Raw genomic sequence first — 21,700 nt, 5'->3', positions numbered from 1 at the left:
CAGGAAAAAAAATAACGGCTAACATTTCTGCCAGCCGTCTTTCTTCTATAATCTTTCTTCTTTTTAGTCTTTCCTTATTAAGAATTCATCAAACTTTCGATTTCATCTGCTTCAACCGGAATGTTGCGCATTAAGTTAAAAGGCTCTCCTTTTTCCTGAACCACAACGTTATCTTCTAAACGAATTCCGAATTTTTCGTCCGGAATATAAATCCCCGGTTCCACCGTAAAAACCATATTCGCTTTCATTGGTTCATGCAGCAATCCGTAATCGTGCGTGTCAAGTCCCATGTGGTGAGACGTTCCGTGCATGAAGTATTTTTTGTATGCTGGCCATTCCGGATTTTCGTTTTGAACATCGGCTTTGTCCAGTAAACCTAAGCCTAATAATTCCGAAGTCATGATTTTACCCACTTCAACGTGATATTGTTTCCAAAGCGTTCCCGGAGTCAGCATTTTTGTAGCTTCGTTTTTAACTCTTAAAACCGCATTGTAAACTGCTTTTTGACGATCTGAGAATCTCCCCGAAACCGGAATCGTTCTCGTCATATCGCTTGAATAATTCGCATATTCGGCCGCAACATCCAGTAAAATCAAATCGCCGGCTTTACATTGCTGATTGTTTTCGATATAATGTAAAACGTTGGCATTGTTTCCCGAAGCAATAATTGGCGTATAAGCAAAACCTTTAGAACGGTTACGAATAAATTCGTGTGCCAGTTCGGCTTCGATTTCATATTCAGTAACATTTGGTTTTACAAATGACAATAATCTGCGGAAACCTTTCTCCGTAATATCACAGGCCTGCTGAATCAAATCAATCTCTTCGCTTTCTTTTACAGAACGAATGCGTTGCAAAATCGGGTTGCTTTTGGCTACATTGTGTGCAGGGTAACGCTCTTTCCACCATTTTACAAAACGGGCTTCGCGGGTTTCAGTTTCAACACTTGCGCGGTAATGTTCGTTGGTGTTAATGTACATCGTATCGGCATACGTCATCATTTCGTTCAAAATTTTATGAAAATCCTGCAGCCAATAAACCGTTCTGATTCCCGAAACCTGAAATGCGCGTTCTTTACTTAACTTTTCGCCTTCCCAAACTGCAATATGATCGTTGGTTTCTTTTAGAAAAAGAATCTCTTTTTGGTTCTCATAAGGCGCATCCGGAAACAAAAGCAAAATACTTTCTTCCTGATCGACACCGCTCAGATAAAAAATATCCCTATGTTGAGCAAATGGCAAAGTACTATCAGCACTAACCGGATAAATGTCATTTGAGTTGAAAACGGCAACACTGTTAGGTTTCATTTCTGCCGTGAATTTTTTGCGATTTTTTACAAAAAGAGCGCTGTTTATTTGATGATATTTCATAATAATGTGAGTTTTGAACTTCGAATTTCAAAATTAGTGATTTTTACAGAAGTGGCATAAGATTGATTTATTAAAGTTTTCTTATTTGTTTGGGAATTTTTCTCTCGCAGATTAAGCAGATTTTTTCTTTTAATTTTATTATGTTTTTTAACCGCAAAGAACGCTAGGGTTTACGCAAAGTACACAAAGCTTTTACACAATCTTGTCATTCTAAGCAACGAAAAATCACTGTAAGTAGCTCGATAAAGATTGCAGATTTTTTTAATCTTAGAATCTTAGCCACTCAAAAACTCAGCATCTCAATAATGGCGTGCCCCTCCGGGTCGGGCTTTCGGCTATATCTTTTATTCCGTTCCACTTCATAAAAGGATACCGCCTCTATCCCTCACGCGAACTCCCATTTACGAGAAATTTATTGTTTTCAACAGAGAAAAACAGTTTGCAAATTCTGGTATTTTGTATATTGCTGCACTAATCCTAATTTTAAAAAACGATCAGAATGGGAAAAATTAATGATTTAATTATAGGGAACTTAAAAGAAGTTGAAAAGGAAGCTAATGCAGTTGTCACCCAAGATTTAGAAGAATCAGAAAATGAAACATATCGTTCTTTTTATAATTTATGGAAAGATCAGGACAGAAAAGATAACATTAACCTGATGTTTGAAGATTTAAAATCGAATATTGATACCTATTGGCTTGCTGAAAAATATAATAACGATATCAAAAAAAGTTTCAATATGATTTATTTTGAGCATGGTGGTTTGTATGGCGGGGAATTAGAAGCTTTTGCTGTTGATTTTGATGATTCTGATTTAGAATTATCAACGTTTAAAATTAGCGAGGATCAAATGGTATATTTAGATACTATTTCGTCTTTACCAGCTTTTGTTTCGCCTACTTTATATCATTTAACAGAAAATATACAGGGAGAAGAAAATAACTTTGATGACTTTAGTGATGTAAATACTATTTATGAACTATTTGAAGCGACAGCATTAATAGAAATAAATCAATTGTTTGAAAAAGCGAATAAAGAAAATTTATTCGAAAAACTAAACTTGAAAAAACCATTTTATATGGCCGTTGCAGAACATGATGCCGGTGCGCCAAAATTAATTTACGTAATGGAGTAGACGAAATCAGACAAATTAAAACGATATATATAAAACGAAATCTTTAAAAAAAAGGCTGAAAGCCTCAAAGCATTAGCGTAGTGCAACGCACTACGAACTAAGTTAACTACGAATATCGCCCTGAAAGGGCAAAAGCTATCATAGAGCAATTGGTCGCGTTTTTCAATAAATGAGTAATATTTAATGAGTCTTTCCTTTAAGTTGAGGCTTTCGCCCTTACAGGGCTTACGCAGAATTTGTTTTTGTTCATGGCGCTTCGCGCCATGCTATTGCTAAGGCTCTTTCAGAGCGTTTTTTCTAACACTTATTGTTTGCAAACAATCGCATAATGATAAGCCATCTTTTAAAAGCCTGATGGTGCGAATTTGCAACCGTGCACGCAATGATGATCAATTCAGAAAATAAAACCCATAAAAAAACGGAAGCATCTAAAACTTCGGTTTTTCTATAAATATATCTTTAGTAGAAATTATTTTTTCTCGCTCAACAACTTCTCCAAAAAAGCAACTTTCTCTTTTTCAGCCTGAATTAATTGTTGGTAAAGCTTTTTATTTTCCTCATATGATTCAATAAGTTTATCTAAAGGATTAAATGTACATCCATGATTTACAGAAGAAGAACCATTGTCATATGTATTCCCAATAATATTAAAAACAGCCTCTTCAGAAAAGTTTCTTATTACATCAGCAGGTACACCCAAAGCTTCTGCAATTGCTTTTAGTTTTTCATCATCAACGCTTTCACTTCCTTCAATGATAGAGATCGATTGTTGTGTAGTGCCAATTGCTTGTGCAAGAGCTTCCTGCTTCATATCTCTAAGCTCTCTGATTCGGCTAATGTTTCTGCCGATATGTTTTGGTTTTGCTGTGCTCATAATTCAAAGATATTTAAAATTCTTTTACATTTTTTGGTTTTGGTAGAAAACAAGTCTGTACTTGTGAGATACATTTTGTAAATTGTTTCCAAGATTGTAAAAATACAATTTTTCTGACTATTTTTGATTTTGAATCTGGAATTGTGTAATCTTGATTAACAAAAATAGTTTAACAAATCAACATTAAAATGCAGGAAATAATAATTGACAGCAAGGGAATAAAAATGGATCAATATTTTATTCCGCCTTTTGAATTAAGAAAAGGGGAGTTGGTTTTAATTCATTTAGATCCTCAAATTTATCTTGAAGAAATCAAAGAAAAAATAGCCCCTATTTTTACCGGAAAACAAAAACATGAAAATGTTATTATCAGTAAACCTCTTACTTATGTAAAACATTTTAGGGAATCAAAATTTAGAATGAACTATTTCCCGACTACAGTAGGTGAATATTTATTTAGAAATATTAAACCAAGGAGTAAGTTTGCTAAAAAGATTTATGAAACGCATTGGATTACTAAAAAGACAGAAATCAATAGATTGGAAGGAAATCATAGAAAATTACTCTCATTGTATGCAGTACTGTCAAAAACAAATAATATAATTTTTGATCTGGCAGCTCAGGATCATGAAGGAATGGAACATGCAACAGCGATTGTGATAGAAGAAATTAAAAACAACGGATCGGCTATATTAATCGATTTTGGAGATCATCTAAAAAATTATTGTACAAAGTACATAAAAGCCGAATGGTTATAATTCTTTATATAAATACACGATTTTCTTATGGCAATTTGATTTTAGGTATAAAAAAAACAATAGCAATGAAATGTATATAATTGATTTTTAGTATGTAAGCAGAATATTTGGCGACAATGGTCAATTAATAAAAAAAGGAAGTAGTTCGTTTCAATAAAAAAAATAAAAATGCAGAAATCAAACTTTAAACTAATAACAATAAAAGAAGTAAAATCGCAATTTCCATTTTTAATCGATCATGAAGGATTTGATTATTTTGAAGAATGGGAAGATCAGGATTTCTTTTTAGTATCGAACGAAGATGTTAATTTTGAAGGCAACTTCTATCTCGATCTTTATGACGATAAAGAGAAAAAATGGCTTGCCAAGATCTTAAATCTTTCATTAAAAGAAATCGATGAAATAAGAATTGAAGGAATTTTAATAAACGGAAATTTCTCTACATCCGGAACCATTATAAATGCCGAAGGCGATTACGGACCTTATGTTTTTATAAACGGAAATGTTGATTGCCAGAGTTTATTATTAGGCGGTTCTTATGTAGAGATTATAGGAAATGTAAAAGCCAAAGAAGTGGTGATGACTTCGTATAATCATGGAAATTTTAAATGCTCAGGCGTTATTGAAGCTCCGGTTTTTATAGTCGAAGATCATAATACCACTTTTGCAGAGCGAAAAAATGATTTGTTTTATTATAATGACAGAGCAAATGATTTCAACCCAAAAAATGATTGCGAATACGATGATGACTTAGATGAAAATGTGATCTCGACTGAATTACGTAAACATCTCGATAATCCTTTAATAGAAACTTTTGAAGAACTAAAGCGCGAATTGGAAAATGGAGAATGGGTTTTAAAACAAAATAATCCGCCTGCAAATACGTATGAATATTGGCAAAATAGGGTGAAGTCAAATTATAGAGATTTAAAATTGGTTCCGCCTCAATACAAAACTTTAGAAATGTGTGAGTTGGTATTAAATATTACATTTCACGCATTGCCATATGTTTCTCAGGAATTTATTACGCCCGAACTTTGCGAAAAATTGGTAACCAAAGATGGATTTGCGATTCAGAAAATACCGGATGAATTTATAACAAAAGAACTTTGTTTAAAAGCGGCTAAAAGCGGAACATTGATTTCGCTTATTCCAAGTGAATTTTATTCTGAAGAATTGATTTTAACGACATTTAAAAACGGAAAGCATGAACCGGACATCAATGATATTCCTTCTGAATTTATTACCGATAGTTTACTCGAAGAATATGTAAAAATTGGGAAAGGATTATGGCTCGATAAGGTTTGTAAAGAAAACGGAAAGGATAAATTAGTGGTCTTAAAACGGGTAATAGATTCCGGAATACAATATTTGGAAAATATTTTTGGAAATCATTTTAGTGAAGAAGTTGTAGATTACGCGGCGACTATTTATAATAATGAAAATTATAAACAAGAATGGAATAATTATGTTCTAAAATATAAGGTTAAATTTGAGCGACTGGGGTTAAGCCAATTTCTTTAATCAAGCTTTAAGCATAAAAACGAAATATATTATGATTGACAGAGAAAAAATAATACAGAATTATATTGATGGTTATAATCAATTCGATATTGATAAAATGATAGCTGATTTTAATAGTGATATTGTTTTTGAAAATATCCAAAATGGTGAAGTAAATATGACGTTAACCGGACTTGATCAATTTAAGGAACAAGCCGAAAAAGCAAAAATGTATTTTTCAGAAAGAGAGCAAACTATTACAGCTTTTAATCATCTTGAATCAAAAACTGAAATCGAAATTGATTATCAGGCAGTTTTGGCAATGGATTTTCCTAACGGAATGAAAACTGGAGATAAATTAAACTTGAAAGGAAAGTCAATTTTTGAATTTTCAGACAATAAAATTCAGAAATTAAGTGATGTAAGCTAGTAGTAAAACAGATCGAAATCTAATATGGAATCAAAAATCGAAATAAGAAAAGTCGAAAATCAAGATCTGGATTTTGTTTACCAATCAATTTGTGAACTCGAAAATGAAGTTTTAGATTTTGAAGTATTTAAGGCAATTTTCAATGAAAACATTTCGAATAAAAACAATCTGTACTTATTGGCAGAAAATGAAAATGAAGGTGTAGGATTTATTAGTTTTCATATGCAAAACCTCTTGCATCATTGCGGATTAGTGGGTGAAATTCAGGAGTTTTTTATCCATCAAAAATATCGCGGTCAAGGCATTGGTAAACAATTGATCGAAATAATCATGAATTATGCTGATCAAAATGACCTGAAAAGTATAGAAGTTACAACAAATAAAAGACGAACAGAAAACGTCTTGATTTACGAAAACCTCGGTTTTGGCTTAACACATAATAAATTTACGATTTATAAGTAATCGAAATCTGGTGTCGAAATAAAATAGAATAAAACCTGTTAGGTCTCTTAGAATGGCCAATAAAAGTTTTCCATAACAATGAAACAACTCAATATATCCATAAAACATAATCTGATAGTAGGTTTACTTATTGCGTTGTGGCTTTTCATTTTTGCTTTCATCATAAAACCTTTTGACGATGGTACTATAAATTTGAGAGCCTGGTTTTTCATCAGTTTTGGATTTAGTGTCATGGCGTTTTTATGTTATGCTATTCTCGCTATTGTTCAAAAAAGCGTTTATAAAAAAATCTCAAAATGGAATGTGAAGTTTGAAGTAGTGAGTCTGCTGCTTTTTTATGTGATTTATTGTATTGCGATTTATGCTTATTACAAAAGCCCAATTTTAAAAGGTGGATATAGTTTTACAGAGTTCTTTGTTATAATTTTTATTAAAGTTGCCTTGGTTTTAACTCCTGTAATTATTCTGGCAAGAAGGTATTTGATTAAGCTGATTCCTGTAAAAGAAGATGTTTTGACTTTTAGGGGAGAAAACAGATTGGATGTTTTAAAAATCAAAAAAGCAGATTTGGTTTGTGTTTCAAACGCTCAAAATTATGTCGAGATTTTTTATGTAGAAAATGGTAAGCTCACTTCAAAATTGATACGCTCTTCGCTTAAAAAAGTTCAGGAAGATTTTGATTTTTTAATGCAAATACATCGTTCTCATTTAATAAATCCTGTGCATTTTAAATCCTGGAGAAATCAAAATACCCTTATTCTAACTCAAATAGAACTTCCGGTTTCTAAAAATTATAAAGAAACTTTATTGGCATTATAATTCCGTACCTAAAACCGATAGTTTTGTACCAAAGCCCATAAAATCAGAGTTTCCGGGAGATTCTCTTATTAGTTTTGTCTCATCAATTTAAAAAATTAATTATGACAACAAAACAGCTTTGCCTTCTCGGATTATTATTTTTCCTGATCAGTTATTTATTCTTTTCAAAAGTTTTATCGGACTTTCAAATACCAATCGATTTTGCGCATTGGTTTAATCTTATTGGAGCTTGTTTATTATTGTTTTTTAATGATGTGTTTCCTAAAAACATATTAAATGTAATAGCTTCAATTGTCACGGCTTTAGGTATTATTGCCCATATTGGTCTTTGTACAATCGATTTTATAATGTGGAGTTTTGGTAATAATGATTCTGCCAGAGAAGCATTGAGCCAGCAAATTAGCAATACGCCTTCTGTGCTATATCCTTTTATTGTGGTGGGCCCTTCATTATTATTTATCGGACTTTCTGTGCATGCGCTTAATTTTATCAAAACAAATACAATAAGTTCGTTAATGGTTATTATTGCTTCGCCTGCAATTGGATTTTCGTTTTTTGTACTAAAAAATGGACTTTATATGCTGCTGAGTTGTGTTGTTTTTGTTTTGGGCTTGGGTTTGTTGCTTTATAGAAATCAAATCGAAACAGGAACAATTAAACAAAAGGATTTATAAAATTGTAGGTTTTGTTTTAATTCGTATTTTCGTTCAGCTGAAAAACAACAACAAATCTATTGAATAAGTATCTAAAATACCTGCTTTCACTCTTTCTGGCTTTTAGCCTGATTGTGAATGATTGTACGGTAGATTTTCAATCAAAATCAGCAGATTATTATCAATCTTCGTATGTAATTTTAAGAAGAGAATTCGATTTTAGTGATTCTCGTTTTTACATTTTCAAGCAATTAAAATCTTTGGTAAAAACTTCGTTTTTAATTCCTGTAGTTTATCTTCAGTCAAAAGTGATTTTTAGTTTTCAAATTCAGGTTTTGGTAAACTTGCAAAAACTTCTTTATCAGGATTTAGCGTCATTTATTAGAGGATCTGTTTTTGTAAAGCAGGTAATTAATTCAAGTAATTTTAAAACAAGTTTATACATAGCTTAAGAAATTTTTTTTCTAAGCATTTATGCCTCAAGGTATAAGGTGATAAAATAATGTCTAATCATTTATCATTTTCAAAATGTATAAACATAAAAACAAAACACGTTTAGAGCAATCTAAGCGGCCACTTCATTGGTTAAAAAGAAAAATGCTTGTAATAATTACTGCCTTTATGTTAGGAATGGCAAACGGAATGAATGTAGAAAGTCAAACTATTAAAGGAAAACAGAATTTTACAGAACAACATAAGAAGGAGTGATTTGTTGTTTAACCGCAACGCACGCTAAGATTTTTAATCTATGCAATGTCTCAAATAGCGCAAAGGTCGCAAAGCTTTGTGTTTTATCAACATTACAAAACTTAGCGAGCTTTGCGTAAATCATTGCGGGCTTTGCGGTTAAATTTGAAGAAACAGCATAAAAAAACCGAAACGTTAAGCTTCGGTTTTTTTATTGGAATTTCTTAATTGATCCATTTATAATATCTCGCCCCAATCAAATTAGGGATTTCTTTTTCGATTCGGTCTAAAACCCATTCGTTTTGAGGAGTTCGAACACTTTTCTTTTGTTCTTTTTTATGAAGGCTTTCATAAGTTTCGAAGCCAATTTCTACGCTTTCTTCCAGATTTTCAAAAAGTTTGGTTTTGGCTAAAGCCGATTGCCATTCCGGCTGAATTGTTCCTTCAAAAACTTTCGATTTAGATCCGCTTCCATAAGCCAGAAACCCGAATTTTGTTCCTGCAACTTCCTGTTTTGTATCATAGTAATGAGCCAAAGTCGATAATAATCCCATAAAAATAGATCCTGTGTAAAGGTTTCCTATTAAGGACGAAGCCAATTCTGCAGGCTGTAATTTCTGGGTTACGAACTTTCTGTATTCATCAGATTTTCCAACTTCTTTAATTTTGGTTTGATAATCTGCCGGTTCGATATTTTCTGCTATAATTTTATCAGCATGATCTAAAGCATAAATCTCAGACAACATTCTGCGTCCCTGAAAAGAATACGGAAGGTGCATGATAATGCTGTTCCAGCTATTGTATAAAGTTTCGGTTGTATTTTTTAGTTTCTTGAACAAAAAATAAGCAGATCTCGTGCGATCCATATAACATTGATTCGAATATTGACCGTCGAAAACCGGCTGGTCTTTATGGATTTCGATTTCGGCTTCTAAATTATCAAACCACGGATCGTTATTTTTATTTTGCATAATCGATTCCTTTGAGATAGTTCTGTAAGGTTTGAAAAAATCAAAAACACCTTTTGTGCTCGTTGCCCAATGGTCATCAAAAGCAATAATTCTTGGGTTTGATGTTATCAGCATTGCCAGGGCTCCGGCGCCTTGCGTATATTCTCCGGTGGAGTTCAAATCATATTTGGCAAAATCGGTTGTAACGACAATTGCTTTTTTGGCTGGATTTAGTTTTACAAAATCAATACAGTTTTGCAAAGCATCAACACCGCCAATACAGGCAAAAGTAAAATCGACTACATCACATTCGGCCAGAGCATCTTCGCCAAATTTTTGTTCCATTAAACTGATTAAGAAAGAACTGATAGGTTTCGAACTGTCGATTCCGCTTTCGGTTCCCACATAAATCCGGCTAATTTCGTTTAGGTTTACAGAGCTGTCAAGGATCAGTTTTGTTAAGGCGTTTGCTCCAAAAACTACTGCATCCTGATGAACGTCCGGCAAAGTCATTTTAATTAATCCGAGGCCTTTTTCTAGTTTTTCGGGGTCTATATTTCTGGCGATTGCCAAAGTTTTTATGGGTAAATGTATGTTGGCTACATCAAAAGAGATAGCGTCAATTCCTGTTTTCATTCTGATTTTTTTTGAAGCCGATAAAGGTAAAACTATGCTGTTAAAATTTACTTGTTTTGACTTAATAAAATTCATGATGACTTTATTTTTGAGGAAAATAAGTCAAATTGATAGAAAAAATAATAATTTGGCAATTGTATAAAAGTCAGGATTTGGCAAAAATGCTATTTTAATTTAGTTTATTTTGTTGTTTTTGAATAATTTGTATAATTGTGCGCGAAGCTCTTTAAAACCATTATAAATAACAACGAAATGGTTGTAGTTCTTTTATAATTGAGTTATTTTTGTATAATTTTTTAATACAAACTACTTAAACACTTATGGCACAATCTGCACTATTGAATGCTTCCATCTTAAAGAAAGTGGCTATGGCCCTTTCGGGAATATTCTTAATCACGTTTTTAGCGCTGCATGTTTCCTTAAATTTTATTTCTATTATTAGTGAAAATGTTTTTAACGAAGCATCTCACTTTATGGGATACAATCCGCTGATTCAATATGTAATGCAACCAGTTTTGGCAATCGGGGTAATTTTCCATTTCGTAATGGGATTTGTTTTGACTGCTCAAAATAGCGCTGCAAGACCAATTGCGTATGCAAAATACAACGGAGCGGCTAACGCTTCATGGAGTTCTAGAAATATGATTATTTCTGGATTGGTTATTTTGGCTTTCTTAGGATTGCATTTTTATGATTTTTGGTTTCCTGAAGTTACCTATAAATACATTGCAGGTACTGCTCCGGATGCTACAAGATATTATGGAGAGTTAGTGCATAAATTTCATGATCCAATTCGTACAGGATTGTATTGTATATCTTTTGTGTTATTAGGATTTCACCTTTGGCACGGATTCGGTTCATCTCTTCAGTCTATGGGGATGCACAATAAGTACTCAAGATTTTTAAGTAAAGTAGGTTACGGTTTTGCAGTTGTAGTACCGGCACTTTTCATAATCATCGCATTATTTCATCATTTCAATCAACATAATTAATATCAATTATAATGGCATTAGATTCAAAAATTCCACATGGCCCAATATCGGACAAATGGACAGATTATAAAGATCATATTAATTTAGTAAACCCTGCAAACAAACGTAATTTAGATATTATCATCGTTGGTACAGGTTTGGCTGGAGGTTCAGCTGCGGCTACTTTGGCTGAGCAGGGATATAACGTAAAAGCTTTCTGCTTTCAGGATTCACCTCGTCGTGCGCACTCTATTGCAGCACAAGGTGGTATCAATGCAGCAAAAAATTATAAAGGTGACGGTGACTCGGTTTACAGATTATTTTATGATACTGTAAAAGGGGGTGACTACCGTGCGCGTGAGGCAAACGTTCACCGTTTGGCTGAAGTTTCTGCTAATATTATTGACCAGTGTGTGGCTCAGGGGGTTCCATTGGCTCGTGAATATGGCGGATTATTAGATAATCGTTCTTTTGGAGGAACTTTGGTTTCCCGTACTTTTTACGCACAAGGACAAACTGGTCAACAATTATTGTTAGGAGCTTATTCTGCAATGAACCGTCAGATTGGTCGTGGTAAAATAAAAATGTACAACCGTCACGAAATGCTTGATATTGTTATCGTGAACGGAAAAGCTAGAGGTATTATCGCTCGTAACCTTATTACAGGAGAAATAGAAAGACATTCTGCTCACGCGGTAGTAGTTGGTTCCGGAGGATACGGAAACGTGTTTTTCTTGTCAACAAATGCTATGGGAAGTAACGCAACAGCAGCCTGGAAAATTCATAAAAAAGGAGCATTTTTCGCAAATCCTTGTTACACACAAATTCACCCAACATGTATTCCGGTTTCAGGAGATCATCAGTCAAAATTGACTTTGATGTCTGAATCGTTGCGTAATGACGGTCGTATTTGGGTTCCTGCAAAATTAGAAGATGCTAAGGCAATTCGTGAAGGAAAGAAAAAAGCAACTGACTTGTCTGAAGCGGAGAGAGATTATTTCTTAGAAAGAAGATATCCTGCTTTTGGTAACTTAGTACCTCGTGACGTGGCGTCCCGTGCTGCAAAAGAAAGATGTGATGCTGGTTTTGGTGTTAACAAAACCGGAGAAGCTGTTTACTTAGATTTTGCTGCAGCGATCAAACGTTACGGAACTGAGGAAGCTTTCGTAAAAGGTTTAGATGCAAATGATGCGGCTTTGGTAACGAAATTAGGGGCTGAAATCGTGAAAAGTAAATACGGAAACTTATTCCAGATGTATTACAAAATCGTTGACGAAGATCCTTATACAACACCAATGATGATTTACCCGGCAGTTCACTACACAATGGGTGGAACCTGGGTTGATTATAACTTAATGACTACAATTCCGGGATGTTTCTCCATTGGAGAATCTAACTTCTCTGATCACGGAGCAAACAGACTTGGGGCTTCTGCTTTGATGCAAGGTTTGGCTGATGGATATTTTGTATTGCCTTATACTATTGGAGATTATTTAGCTCCGGATATTAAAATGGGACCAATTTCTACAGATTTACCGGAATTCGTAGCAGCAGAAAAAGAAGTAAAAGATCAAATCGACAGATTTATCAATAATAAAGGAACTCATTCTGTAGATTATTTCCATAAGAAATTAGGAAAAATCATGTGGGATAAAGTAGGTATGGCTCGTAATGCTAAAGGTTTAACTGAAGCTATCGAAGAAATTGCCGCTTTACGTGAAGAGTTTTATAAAGATGTAAAAGTTCCTGGAAGCGCTAACGAATTTAATCAGGAATTAGAGAAAGCGACACGTGTTGCCGATTTCTTAGAGTTAGGAGAGTTGTTCGCAAAAGATGCATTACACCGTAATGAGTCTTGTGGAGGTCACTTCCGTGAAGAATACCAAACAGAAGAAGGAGAAGCACTTCGTGATGACGAAAACTTTGCATACGTTGCAGCCTGGGAATACAAAGGAAAACCAAGTGATGCCGTATTACACAAAGAACCTCTGGTTTACGAAAACATTAAATTAGTTCAAAGAAGCTATAAATAAAATTTGGTCGAAAGTCGAAAGTCAAAAGTCTTAAAGAAAGGCTTTCGACTTTCGACTTTAGGACTTTCAAACTAAAACAGTATGAAACTTACATTAAAAATATGGCGTCAGAAAAACGCCCAGGATAAAGGAGGAATCGTTGATTACCCAATTGACGGAATCGAACCGGATATGTCTTTCCTTGAAATGCTTGACGTTCTTAACGAACAATTGATCAATAAAGGAGAAGAGCCAGTAGCATTTGACCACGATTGTCGTGAAGGAATCTGCGGAATGTGTTCATTATTCATCAACGGAGAAGCACACGGACCAGACAGAGGAGTTACAACTTGTCAGTTACACATGCGTATGTTTAAAGATGGTGATACGATTTTTATCGAGCCGTTTAGAGCAAAAGCTTTCCCGGTAATTAAAGATTTAGTGGTTGACAGAAGTTCTTTTGACAGAATTCAACACGCAGGAGGATTTATCTCGGTAAATACTTCAGGAAATACAATTGATGCGAATACAATTCCGATAAACAAACACGATGCAGATAAGTCATTTGATGCTGCTGCTTGTATTGGTTGTGGAGCTTGTGTCGCAACTTGTAAAAACTCATCGGCAATGTTGTTCGTTGCTGCAAAAGTTTCTCAATATGCATTATTGCCTCAGGGTAAAATTGAAGCTGTTGATCGTGTATTAAACATGGTGCACCAAATGGATCATGAAGGTTTTGGTAACTGTACCAACACTGGAGCTTGTGAAGTAGAATGCCCTAAAGGAATTTCTCTTGAAAATATCGCACGTATGAATCGTGAGTATTTATCAGCAAGTTTACAAGGATAATTAAAAAAGTACTTTTAGTTTATATAAAAAAAGGTTCCGATATGTCGGAACCTTTTTTTATGCGCTATTCGTAATACAATTGTGAAGCGCTTATTTCTTGTTTTTCTTTCCCTTCCTGCTGAATGAAACACGTTAAAGTAGTTCCGCCAATCTGATCGAAATAGCTAATGTTTAGTCTATGGAATCCTTTCTCGAGTTTTATAGCTCCATACGCTTCGTTAAGCCAATGAATGCCATCGTTATTGACTACTAATTCATTATCGATAAAAAGCTTTGACCCGTCGTCTGAAAGCGTTGAAATCGTATAATTTGCCGTTTCTGAGATATAGAGATATCCGTCGAATTTTAAGCCGATATAGCGCTCCGTTTTCGTTTTCCATTTTTCACTGCTGATCACACCTTCAAAAATACCCGAATTTACAGGTTTTGCCAATTCTAAATCCTGTACTTGCTGGAATAATGTTCCGGTGTAATAATCAAATTTCAACCCTTTCTTAGTTGGTTTTATAGCTAAAGCCGGTTTTAAATCCGGGTTTCGAACCAATATTTTATTGATGGAACTTCTCCTTCCGCTTGGACTAATCTGAACTGTTTTTATGGTTCTGAATTCTCCTTTCGGAATGTTTATTGTGACAGGTTTAGTGTAAAGTTCAGCCGTTTCATCAGGATTATAACCATCAATAGTGTAGAAAATCTGTCCATTTTTGATGGTTGGCTTTAAATCCAAAACATATTTTGATGCAATTAATGCCATTTCATTTGCTCCAAAAGGCGTTGGAACTTTGTACAATCGTTTTTGTGCTTCCAGTTTTTCTAAATGATACGGTATTTGGTTTAGAATAAAATGATTGTAATTTTTATTTTGAGGTTCTGTCCAGGCAATTTCTGCTAAAGCAAATACTCGGGGATAGATCATATAATTTAGTTTAGCCGGACTTGTTAAGTATTCTGACCAAAGATTAGATTGTACGCCTATGATATATTTTTGCTCTTCAACTGTTAAACTATCAACCGGAGTTGGGTTGTAATTATACATTTTTTCAACCGTGGTTAATCTTCCAATTGTTAAAGGCTCATTCGGCGAATAGCCCTGGTTATAATCCAGATAAAGCACTTGTTCCGGATTCATAATTACATTGTGTTTTTGTTTTGCGGCTGCAATTCCGCCAGATTCTCCTCGCCATGACATTACAGCGGCGTTTGGTGCCAATCCGCCTTCGAGCATTTCATCCCAGCCTAAGATTTGTCTTCCGTTAGCATTTAGGAATTTTTCTATTCGGGTAGTAAGATAACTTTGTAATTCATGTTCATTTTTCAAACCCAGATCTTTGATTCTTTTTTGGCAATTCGGGCATTCTTTCCATCTCGTTTTAGGGCATTCGTCTCCACCAATATGAATATATTTACTTGGAAATAAAGCCATAACTTCTGTCAGAACATCTTCTAAGAAAGTAAAAGTTTCCTCTTTTCCGGCGCAGAAAATATCATCAAAAACACCCCAATATTCTGCCACTTTATAAGGACGATCCGGAAAACAAGATAAATTGGGATAAGCGGTAACCGCTGCTGTTGCATGACCGGGCATTTCGATTTCAGGAATAATATTCACATAATGATCTTCGGCAAATTTTACAACGTCCTTAATTTCTTCCTGCGTATAAAAACCTCCATATGGATTTCCGTCAAAAAAATAAGGTGATCTTTCGAATTTATTCCCCACTAAAGTCTGTGCTCTTTTTGAACCTGCTTCAGTCAATTTTGGATACTTTTTGATCTCAATTCTCCAGCCCTGATCGTCTGTTAGGTGCCAATGAAAGTTGTTTAGCTTATAACTGGACATTTGTGCGATAAAATCTTTTATGACATCAACAGAAAAAAAATGACGGCAAACATCCAGGTGAAGCCCGCGATAGCTGTATCTGGGCTCATCTTCTATGGTTACACAAGGCAATTTTACTTCCTGATTTTTTGGTTTGTTCGGTAAAAGCTGTAATAAACTCTGAACGGCATAAAATAATCCTTCCTCACTTCCGGTAACGGTAATCTTTTTTGGCGTAATAATGATTTTATACGCTTCTTTTTTTAAAGATTCAGCCGGGTTTTTAGCAATGAATAAAACTTCAATAGTACTTTTTTTATTCGACACATTTGAGTTGATAGCCGACTCAAAAATCTGTGCTGTTTTAAGCTCTCTTGCACTGTATTTGTTTTTTTCGAAAGTAAATTTTATCTGTCCGTTTAAACGAATGCTATCTCCGGTTGCTTTGTAAAAATTGGGAGCAGGAATGATAGAATTATTTACGAAAGAAGTTTGGGCATTTCCGAAAGAAAAACAAAATAGTAAAAGAAGAAATAGAATTTTTTGCATGGTTGCTTTTTTGGTTGTTCAACAAAAATAGAGTTTATTGGTTCGGTTTGCATTTTTTTTGCAAAATGAATTTATACTTAAATGTCTTTAAAATAGGCGAATTAACTTTTTTATTACATTGTGTTATAATTTGTTTCGCAATAATATTGCATTTATTGTTTACATTTGCTTTCAATAAAAATGAATTTGCATGAGTAATGATAATGAAGTGGTTAATTACACTAAGGAAGAACGTAAAAATCTTATTTTAAAAGAGATAAACTTGCATACCCGTGTAAGTTTTGAAACGCTTTCGACTAAATTATTTGTTTCAGAAGATACGGTAAGACGTGATATTAACGAACTTGAATCAGAATCTTTATTGATTAAGGTAAAAGGTGGTGCGATGACAAAAGCCTATCACCATTCTTCAGCTAATAATCAGACTTATGCAGGCGAATCCAAACAAATTATCGCTCAAAAAACGTTAGGTTTACTTCATGACGGAATGGTTTTGTTAATTGGCGGCGGAACTACAATTCGCGAGTTCATTCGCTTGATTCCTGATGATTTGAATCTTACTATTTTTACTGTTACGGTTTTATCAGCCGTTGAACTTCTGGATAAACCCAATGTTAAAATTATCATGATTGGCGGCAGCATTTCCTCTTACAGCCAAATGTGTGTGAGCGGCGATGTCTACAATCAGTTGGCGAATATTAAAGTTGATTTATTAATATTAGGAACCAATGCCCTTGATATCGAAGGTGGTTTCTCAGACTCTGATTGGGAAACTGTTCAGGTAAAAAAAGCAATGATTCAGGCTTCTGAAAAAACAGCGATTCTGACTATTTCTGAAAAACTGGATACGGTTCTAAAAATGAAAATTGCCAACTTATCTGAGGTTGATTACGTTGTCACGGAAGTTGATCCAAACGACGAAAAATTACAATCGTATAAAAAGGCAGTTCCCAGTTTAGTTTTTCTTTAAGTCCAACCTGTCGGGTGTAATTACTTCATCTGTTCGCTTCGCTCGGGCGATACCAACTTCAATTTAGCACATAGAAACATAGATTTTATGTGTAAACAAGAATACAAAAAGAAACCCATTCCTTTCACATAGTTAGCTATGTGTATTTTAAATAAGTAAAACGCCTTATTTTTAGCTAAAAAAACTATGTTTCTATGTGTTGAAAATAAATACACCAACGGGTTAAGTCCAATTTTTCATTAAAAAATTAATCCAGTTCTGGTGAAAGATTTTATCCAAATTGTCATCCGAATAGCCCTTGTTTTTAAAAATCAAAACCAATTTTTGTAAATCAGCAATGGTGTCTAAATCGTACGGACCTTGTTCGGTACCAAAAGCACCGTCAAGATCTGAACCTATACCAATATGATTCGCATTTCCTGCCAATTGACAAATGTGATCCATGTGTTTGAAAACAGATTCCAGATTACAATTCGTGCCTTTTGGAGTCGAAACGCCTCTTTCCCAATTCGGTACTAACATCCACGCATCTAAAGCGCCACCAATTACAGCTCCACGAGAAATTAAAGCCTGAATCATTTCATCACTATATTGACGATTGTGATCAACCAAACTTCTGCAATTGTTATGACTTGCCCAAACGGGTCCGTGATAATGATCTAAAGCTTGCCAGAAAGCATCGTCGCATAAATGGGTTGCATCCAGAATAATATTCAAACGCTCCATTTCTTTTAATAATTCAAGACCATTTTGATTCATTTTTCCGGTGGCGTCTGTTCCGTTTGCGTAACGACCGGGGCCATAATGCGCAGGGCCAATGGCGCGCAATCCGTAATGGTATGCTTTTTCTAAATACGAAACATCAATAATAGAATCCGCACCTTCCAGACTTAGGATATAGCCAATTGGTTTTTTGTCATTTGGCGTTCCGTCATTCCATAAATCAATTTGTTTCAGCAATGATTTTTTATCTGTAATAGCGGTTATTTCTCCGGCTTCTTCCATGGCTTTGTACCATGCTAGTTGTCCCTGTGTTTGTGCCCAGGCTTGTTCAGGGGAATTCCAACCCGGAATAATACTATCCGGTTTTACAAATCGTGCAATTTGAGTAGCGACTACAATACCAATATTGCCGCGTCGCAAATCAGGGAACGAAACCGTGGCTCGTTCGCGATCTGGTTTGTCTGTCATTCCTTTTTCGAGCTGACGTAAAGTGGGAACATCATTTCTTAAATCTCGATTCCATTCAATCGCATTCATGCTCAGGTCTAAATGGGCGTCTATTATAAACATAGTATTTTTTTTAAGGCACAAAGGTCCAAAGGCTCAGAGGTTCTCTGCAAGTGTTATTATGAGGTCTGTTCTCTTTCTTCTTCGCTCTATTTTCTATTTTTTTCTTTATTCTCCTTTTTCTGCTGCTAGATATTAATTTTTCTGCTGCGGGCAACGACCTGCCATTGATCGCAAATTTCATGCACTGCATTGACCACCTGAACTGAATCATAAAGGGCACAAGTTGGGCAAACATGATAAGGCTGGGCGTAAATCGTGTCGCCAATAGCGTACTCTTTTTTTCCTCTGTTTTCTATAATTAAATGTTCTTCTGAATGTGCCGTTGGGATTAGGTTTTCATCATTTAAAATCACTAATCTTTTATCAATTGGGTTTTCAGAAGCTACGGCTTTGTATCCTATATCAATGCAAAATGTAGTACTTGTTGGTTTTGAAATTAGGGTTCCAACAATAACCAAAGCGGGTTCAAAGTTTTGTTCCGGTAAATGAATTTGATAATTCGAATCCCAAAAGACAAAAGTTCCGGGACTGCATTCTACGTTTTTTTGAGTGGCATAAAACGGAAAAGTATTTGATCCGCCTGCAACAATTTTTAATTCATGACCCAATTTTTGCTGGATGGTTGCAACTTCTTCATTGATGCTAAAAAATAAATTTTCGGCAGTGGCAACGCGATGTTCCAAATCTCCTTTTAAATGACCGTCATAAATATGAATTCCCGCAAAATGAATATTTTTTAAAGGAAGAATTTCATCGATTAAAGTTTTCCAGTTTTTATGAATCGAAACTCCCGTTCTGTTCATTCCGGTATTGAGATCCAGATAAACCGTAAGTTTTAAATGGTTTTTCTCCGCAATTTCATTTAAGGCTTTCGCCGAATCAAGATTGTCAACTAGAGTCGAAAAAGCAGTATTGGGATATTTTTGAATCAATGCAATCCATCTTTCTTTTTTAACGCCAACAGGCTGATAGGCGAGAAGTACATCTGGAATTTCATGTATGGCGGCTAGTTCAGCTTCGGCAATTGTCGCACATTTTATTTTATTGATGTTGTAGGTTTTAAACAAATCCAGAATCTCACCAATTTTATGCGTCTTGATATGGGGCCTTAATTTTTGAGTTTCTCCATGTACTGATTCAATCAAACGCTCGATATTCGACTGAATACGATCTTCGTAAACGGCTAAAAATGGCGTATCAATGCGGATTTCGGAATTAATTTTCCACCAATTGTTTTGCATAACTTTAGTTTCTTATTTTTTCTACCACTTCAATTAAATTTTGAAAAGCCTGTAATGATTGCTCATAATTTAAATTCAAAAGCATTTCTTTCGAGAATAAATTAGAGCCAATTCCCACGCAAACCACTCCGGATTTGAACCATGATTTTAAATTACTTTCTTCTAAAGTTACGCCTCCGGTTGGCATTATTTTTAAATTTGGGAAAGGTGCTCTTATTGCTTTTACATATCCGGGGCCACCAATTTTATCGGCTGGAAAAAGCTTTACAATTTCGGCTCCTAATTTATTGGCGTGCAATATTTCATTTAAAGTGGCAGCACCGGGAATCCAGTAAATATTGTTTTTAAAACAGTAATTTCCAATTTCTAAATCGGTATGAGGGCAAACAATACAATCTGCTCCTAATTGATGAAAAGTTTCGGCATCATCAACACTTAAAATAGATCCAACAGCTATTTTGACATCCAGATTATTCGCCTTTTTAAAGGCGATCATTTGAGTGAAAACTTCTTTAGCATTATCTGCACGAGCTGCAAACTCGATAATTTTTATGCCAGTATCAGCAGCCGATTGTAATACAATTTGGGCTGTTTCAATATTGATTTGTGTGACTAACGGAAGTACGCCTTGTGCTTTTAAAATGCTGTACATATTCTTTATCTATTAATTCTATTACTTGAGCCATTTTTAATAAAATGACTTATCTCGTTCAGACTGGTTATGGCAAAATCTCCGTGAATGCTTTGTTTGATTACGCCACAAGCTGTTGCCCATTCGATACATTCCTGTCCGGACAATTTATGGGATAATCCGTATAATAATCCGGCGTTGAACGCATCTCCGGAACCAATCTGATCTGTCACGACGTGTATTTTGTGTTCTGGTGTCTGATAGAAACTATCTTCATGAATCAGTAATCCTTTGTATAAATGGGCCGCTCCATCTGATTTTCTAAAACTCATGGCCAATGTTTTTAGATGGGGCATTTTTACTTTTAATAATTCGAATGTCTGTTGAAAACGATTTTCATCAGATTCGGTATTATCCGTTTTGATGCCGAAGTAAATTTCAATCGCATCTAAATCTGCAACTGTGATCGTGCTGTATTGAAGTAAATCCGGCATAATTTCAGATGGATGTTTCCCATATTGCCATAATTTGGATCGAAAGTTGAAATCAGAAGAAATTGGCAAGCCTTTTTTGTGTGCGGCCAAAATCGCTTCTTTACAAGCCAAACCAGCTTCCTCAGAAACTCCCGGACTGATTCCGGACCAGTGAAAATGGGTAACATCGGCTAAAGCCAAATCCCAATTGATTTGATCTTTCTGAATAGTGGCGAAAGAAGAATTGCTTCGGTCATAAATAACCTGAGATTGCCTGATCTGGTTTCCGGCTTCCACAAAATACAATCCCAAACGTTCTCCGCCATACACACATTTTGAGGTGTTTACTTTGTATTTCTGAAGTTCGTTTACGGCCAATTGTGCCAAATCATTTTCGGGTAATCGTGTAATATAGTCAGTTTGAATGCCAAGTTGAGAAAGTAAAACACAAACATTGGCTTCGGCACCGCCCACATGAATTTTTATTTCATTCGCCTGCGTAAACCGGTTTCCATCTGCAACGCTCATTCGGAGTAATAATTCTCCGAAAGTTGCAATTCTGGTTTGTGGTGTAGTTGTATTCATTTGGTGTCTTTTTTTTGCCACAGATTAAAT

The 21,700-nt window shown here is 34.9% G+C and carries 20 protein-coding genes; 12 read left to right on the top strand and 8 right to left on the bottom strand.

Annotation, left to right across the window (positions count from 1 at the left end; translation table 11 throughout):
- Positions 1-77 precede the first annotated feature (77 nt).
- On the bottom strand, positions 78-1,370 hold the full coding sequence (locus tag ACHRWY_RS12245) for an aminopeptidase P family protein (RefSeq protein ID WP_395354909.1): 1,293 nt from the start codon (positions 1,368-1,370) through the stop codon (positions 78-80).
- 499 nt (positions 1,371-1,869) lie between these two features.
- Between ACHRWY_RS12245 and ACHRWY_RS12240 the strand changes: the two genes are divergently transcribed.
- Positions 1,870-2,505 (top strand): hypothetical protein, encoded by a 636-nt coding sequence (locus tag ACHRWY_RS12240; protein ID WP_395354908.1) that lies wholly within the window; start codon positions 1,870-1,872, stop codon positions 2,503-2,505.
- Between the two features lie 469 nt (positions 2,506-2,974).
- Here ACHRWY_RS12240 and ACHRWY_RS12235 read toward each other — a convergent pair whose 3' ends face one another.
- Positions 2,975-3,379 carry a helix-turn-helix domain-containing protein gene (locus tag ACHRWY_RS12235; protein WP_395354907.1) on the bottom strand — a complete coding sequence of 135 codons (405 nt, stop codon included), beginning with the start codon at positions 3,377-3,379 and terminating at the stop codon, positions 2,975-2,977.
- Between the two features lie 188 nt (positions 3,380-3,567).
- On the opposite strand from ACHRWY_RS12235, the gene ACHRWY_RS12230 reads away from it, so the two are divergent.
- The 7 genes from ACHRWY_RS12230 to ACHRWY_RS12200 all read left to right on the top strand — a co-directional run bounded on the left by ACHRWY_RS12230 (position 3,568) and on the right by ACHRWY_RS12200 (position 8,456).
- Complete coding sequence (locus ACHRWY_RS12230; RefSeq protein WP_395354906.1) at positions 3,568-4,137, top strand: hypothetical protein; 570 nt, start codon at positions 3,568-3,570, stop codon at positions 4,135-4,137.
- Positions 4,138-4,305: 168 nt separating this feature from the next.
- A complete protein-coding gene (locus tag ACHRWY_RS12225) occupies positions 4,306-5,661 on the top strand; it encodes a polymer-forming cytoskeletal protein (protein ID WP_395354904.1) in 1,356 nt (451 codons plus the stop codon).
- Between the two features lie 31 nt (positions 5,662-5,692).
- Positions 5,693-6,070, top strand: a complete 378-nt coding sequence (locus tag ACHRWY_RS12220) for a nuclear transport factor 2 family protein (RefSeq protein WP_395354902.1) — start codon at positions 5,693-5,695, stop codon at positions 6,068-6,070.
- Between the two features lie 24 nt (positions 6,071-6,094).
- Entirely contained in the window at positions 6,095-6,532 is a 438-nt protein-coding gene (locus ACHRWY_RS12215) for a GNAT family N-acetyltransferase (protein ID WP_395354900.1), read from the top strand.
- A 78-nt stretch (positions 6,533-6,610) separates the two neighbouring features.
- Complete coding sequence (locus tag ACHRWY_RS12210) at positions 6,611-7,351, top strand: LytTR family transcriptional regulator DNA-binding domain-containing protein (protein ID WP_395354899.1); 741 nt, start codon at positions 6,611-6,613, stop codon at positions 7,349-7,351.
- Between the two features lie 101 nt (positions 7,352-7,452).
- Positions 7,453-8,025 carry a hypothetical protein gene (locus tag ACHRWY_RS12205; RefSeq protein ID WP_395354897.1) on the top strand — a complete coding sequence of 191 codons (573 nt, stop codon included), beginning with the start codon at positions 7,453-7,455 and terminating at the stop codon, positions 8,023-8,025.
- 59 nt (positions 8,026-8,084) lie between these two features.
- Positions 8,085-8,456 carry a hypothetical protein gene (locus ACHRWY_RS12200; RefSeq protein WP_395354896.1) on the top strand — a complete coding sequence of 124 codons (372 nt, stop codon included), beginning with the start codon at positions 8,085-8,087 and terminating at the stop codon, positions 8,454-8,456.
- 459 nt (positions 8,457-8,915) lie between these two features.
- On the opposite strand, the gene ACHRWY_RS12195 is transcribed toward ACHRWY_RS12200, so the two are convergent.
- Positions 8,916-10,277 carry a hydroxymethylglutaryl-CoA synthase family protein gene (locus tag ACHRWY_RS12195; protein ID WP_395354894.1) on the bottom strand — a complete coding sequence of 454 codons (1,362 nt, stop codon included), beginning with the start codon at positions 10,275-10,277 and terminating at the stop codon, positions 8,916-8,918.
- Positions 10,278-10,597: 320 nt separating this feature from the next.
- On the opposite strand from ACHRWY_RS12195, the gene ACHRWY_RS12190 reads away from it, so the two are divergent.
- The 3 genes from ACHRWY_RS12190 to ACHRWY_RS12180 all read left to right on the top strand — a co-directional run bounded on the left by ACHRWY_RS12190 (position 10,598) and on the right by ACHRWY_RS12180 (position 14,109).
- Positions 10,598-11,269, top strand: coding sequence for a succinate dehydrogenase cytochrome b subunit (locus tag ACHRWY_RS12190; RefSeq protein WP_395354892.1), 672 nt, complete (start codon positions 10,598-10,600; stop codon positions 11,267-11,269).
- Positions 11,270-11,280: 11 nt separating this feature from the next.
- Complete coding sequence (locus ACHRWY_RS12185) at positions 11,281-13,281, top strand: fumarate reductase/succinate dehydrogenase flavoprotein subunit (protein ID WP_318804217.1); 2,001 nt, start codon at positions 11,281-11,283, stop codon at positions 13,279-13,281.
- Between the two features lie 81 nt (positions 13,282-13,362).
- Positions 13,363-14,109, top strand: coding sequence for a succinate dehydrogenase/fumarate reductase iron-sulfur subunit (locus ACHRWY_RS12180; protein ID WP_072964183.1), 747 nt, complete (start codon positions 13,363-13,365; stop codon positions 14,107-14,109).
- A 64-nt stretch (positions 14,110-14,173) separates the two neighbouring features.
- On the opposite strand, the gene ACHRWY_RS12175 is transcribed toward ACHRWY_RS12180, so the two are convergent.
- A complete protein-coding gene (locus ACHRWY_RS12175; protein ID WP_395354891.1) occupies positions 14,174-16,477 on the bottom strand; it encodes a family 20 glycosylhydrolase in 2,304 nt (767 codons plus the stop codon).
- A gap of 190 nt (positions 16,478-16,667) precedes the next feature.
- Between ACHRWY_RS12175 and ACHRWY_RS12170 the strand changes: the two genes are divergently transcribed.
- On the top strand, positions 16,668-17,447 hold the full coding sequence (locus tag ACHRWY_RS12170; RefSeq protein WP_395354889.1) for a DeoR/GlpR family DNA-binding transcription regulator: 780 nt from the start codon (positions 16,668-16,670) through the stop codon (positions 17,445-17,447).
- Positions 17,448-17,669: 222 nt separating this feature from the next.
- Here ACHRWY_RS12170 and ACHRWY_RS12165 read toward each other — a convergent pair whose 3' ends face one another.
- From ACHRWY_RS12165 to ACHRWY_RS12150, 4 genes are all read right to left on the bottom strand, one after another.
- Positions 17,670-18,740 carry a dipeptidase gene (locus tag ACHRWY_RS12165; RefSeq protein WP_395354887.1) on the bottom strand — a complete coding sequence of 357 codons (1,071 nt, stop codon included), beginning with the start codon at positions 18,738-18,740 and terminating at the stop codon, positions 17,670-17,672.
- A gap of 125 nt (positions 18,741-18,865) precedes the next feature.
- Positions 18,866-19,981 (bottom strand): D-TA family PLP-dependent enzyme, encoded by a 1,116-nt coding sequence (locus tag ACHRWY_RS12160; RefSeq protein ID WP_395354885.1) that lies wholly within the window; start codon positions 19,979-19,981, stop codon positions 18,866-18,868.
- Positions 19,982-19,985: 4 nt separating this feature from the next.
- Positions 19,986-20,633 (bottom strand): aldolase, encoded by a 648-nt coding sequence (locus ACHRWY_RS12155; RefSeq protein ID WP_395354884.1) that lies wholly within the window; start codon positions 20,631-20,633, stop codon positions 19,986-19,988.
- 5 nt (positions 20,634-20,638) lie between these two features.
- Entirely contained in the window at positions 20,639-21,670 is a 1,032-nt protein-coding gene (locus tag ACHRWY_RS12150) for a PfkB family carbohydrate kinase (protein ID WP_395354882.1), read from the bottom strand.
- Positions 21,671-21,700 lie beyond the last annotated feature (30 nt).

The organism is Flavobacterium sp. FlaQc-48 (genome assembly GCF_044007335.1).
Taxonomy (GTDB): Bacteria; Bacteroidota; Bacteroidia; order Flavobacteriales; family Flavobacteriaceae; genus Flavobacterium.
This window is presented reverse-complemented; position numbering and strand designations above follow the sequence as displayed.

Excerpts from the sequence above, each read along its gene's own strand:
- ACHRWY_RS12245 (WP_395354909.1), bottom strand. The coding sequence starts at position 1,370 with ATGAAATATCATCAAATAAACAGCGCTCTTTTTGTAAAAAATCGCAAA.
- ACHRWY_RS12240 (WP_395354908.1), top strand. The coding sequence starts at position 1,870 with ATGGGAAAAATTAATGATTTAATTATAGGGAACTTAAAAGAAGTTGAA.
- ACHRWY_RS12235 (WP_395354907.1), bottom strand. The coding sequence starts at position 3,379 with ATGAGCACAGCAAAACCAAAACATATCGGCAGAAACATTAGCCGAATC.
- ACHRWY_RS12230 (WP_395354906.1), top strand. The coding sequence starts at position 3,568 with ATGCAGGAAATAATAATTGACAGCAAGGGAATAAAAATGGATCAATAT.
- ACHRWY_RS12225 (WP_395354904.1), top strand. The coding sequence starts at position 4,306 with ATGCAGAAATCAAACTTTAAACTAATAACAATAAAAGAAGTAAAATCG.
- ACHRWY_RS12220 (WP_395354902.1), top strand. The coding sequence starts at position 5,693 with ATGATTGACAGAGAAAAAATAATACAGAATTATATTGATGGTTATAAT.
- ACHRWY_RS12215 (WP_395354900.1), top strand. The coding sequence starts at position 6,095 with ATGGAATCAAAAATCGAAATAAGAAAAGTCGAAAATCAAGATCTGGAT.
- ACHRWY_RS12210 (WP_395354899.1), top strand. The coding sequence starts at position 6,611 with ATGAAACAACTCAATATATCCATAAAACATAATCTGATAGTAGGTTTA.
- ACHRWY_RS12205 (WP_395354897.1), top strand. The coding sequence starts at position 7,453 with ATGACAACAAAACAGCTTTGCCTTCTCGGATTATTATTTTTCCTGATC.
- ACHRWY_RS12195 (WP_395354894.1), bottom strand. The coding sequence starts at position 10,277 with ATGAAAACAGGAATTGACGCTATCTCTTTTGATGTAGCCAACATACAT.
- ACHRWY_RS12190 (WP_395354892.1), top strand. The coding sequence starts at position 10,598 with ATGGCACAATCTGCACTATTGAATGCTTCCATCTTAAAGAAAGTGGCT.
- ACHRWY_RS12185 (WP_318804217.1), top strand. The coding sequence starts at position 11,281 with ATGGCATTAGATTCAAAAATTCCACATGGCCCAATATCGGACAAATGG.
- ACHRWY_RS12180 (WP_072964183.1), top strand. The coding sequence starts at position 13,363 with ATGAAACTTACATTAAAAATATGGCGTCAGAAAAACGCCCAGGATAAA.
- ACHRWY_RS12175 (WP_395354891.1), bottom strand. The coding sequence starts at position 16,477 with ATGCAAAAAATTCTATTTCTTCTTTTACTATTTTGTTTTTCTTTCGGA.
- ACHRWY_RS12170 (WP_395354889.1), top strand. The coding sequence starts at position 16,668 with ATGAGTAATGATAATGAAGTGGTTAATTACACTAAGGAAGAACGTAAA.
- ACHRWY_RS12165 (WP_395354887.1), bottom strand. The coding sequence starts at position 18,740 with ATGTTTATAATAGACGCCCATTTAGACCTGAGCATGAATGCGATTGAA.
- ACHRWY_RS12160 (WP_395354885.1), bottom strand. The coding sequence starts at position 19,981 with ATGCAAAACAATTGGTGGAAAATTAATTCCGAAATCCGCATTGATACG.
- ACHRWY_RS12155 (WP_395354884.1), bottom strand. The coding sequence starts at position 20,633 with ATGTACAGCATTTTAAAAGCACAAGGCGTACTTCCGTTAGTCACACAA.
- ACHRWY_RS12150 (WP_395354882.1), bottom strand. The coding sequence starts at position 21,670 with ATGAATACAACTACACCACAAACCAGAATTGCAACTTTCGGAGAATTA.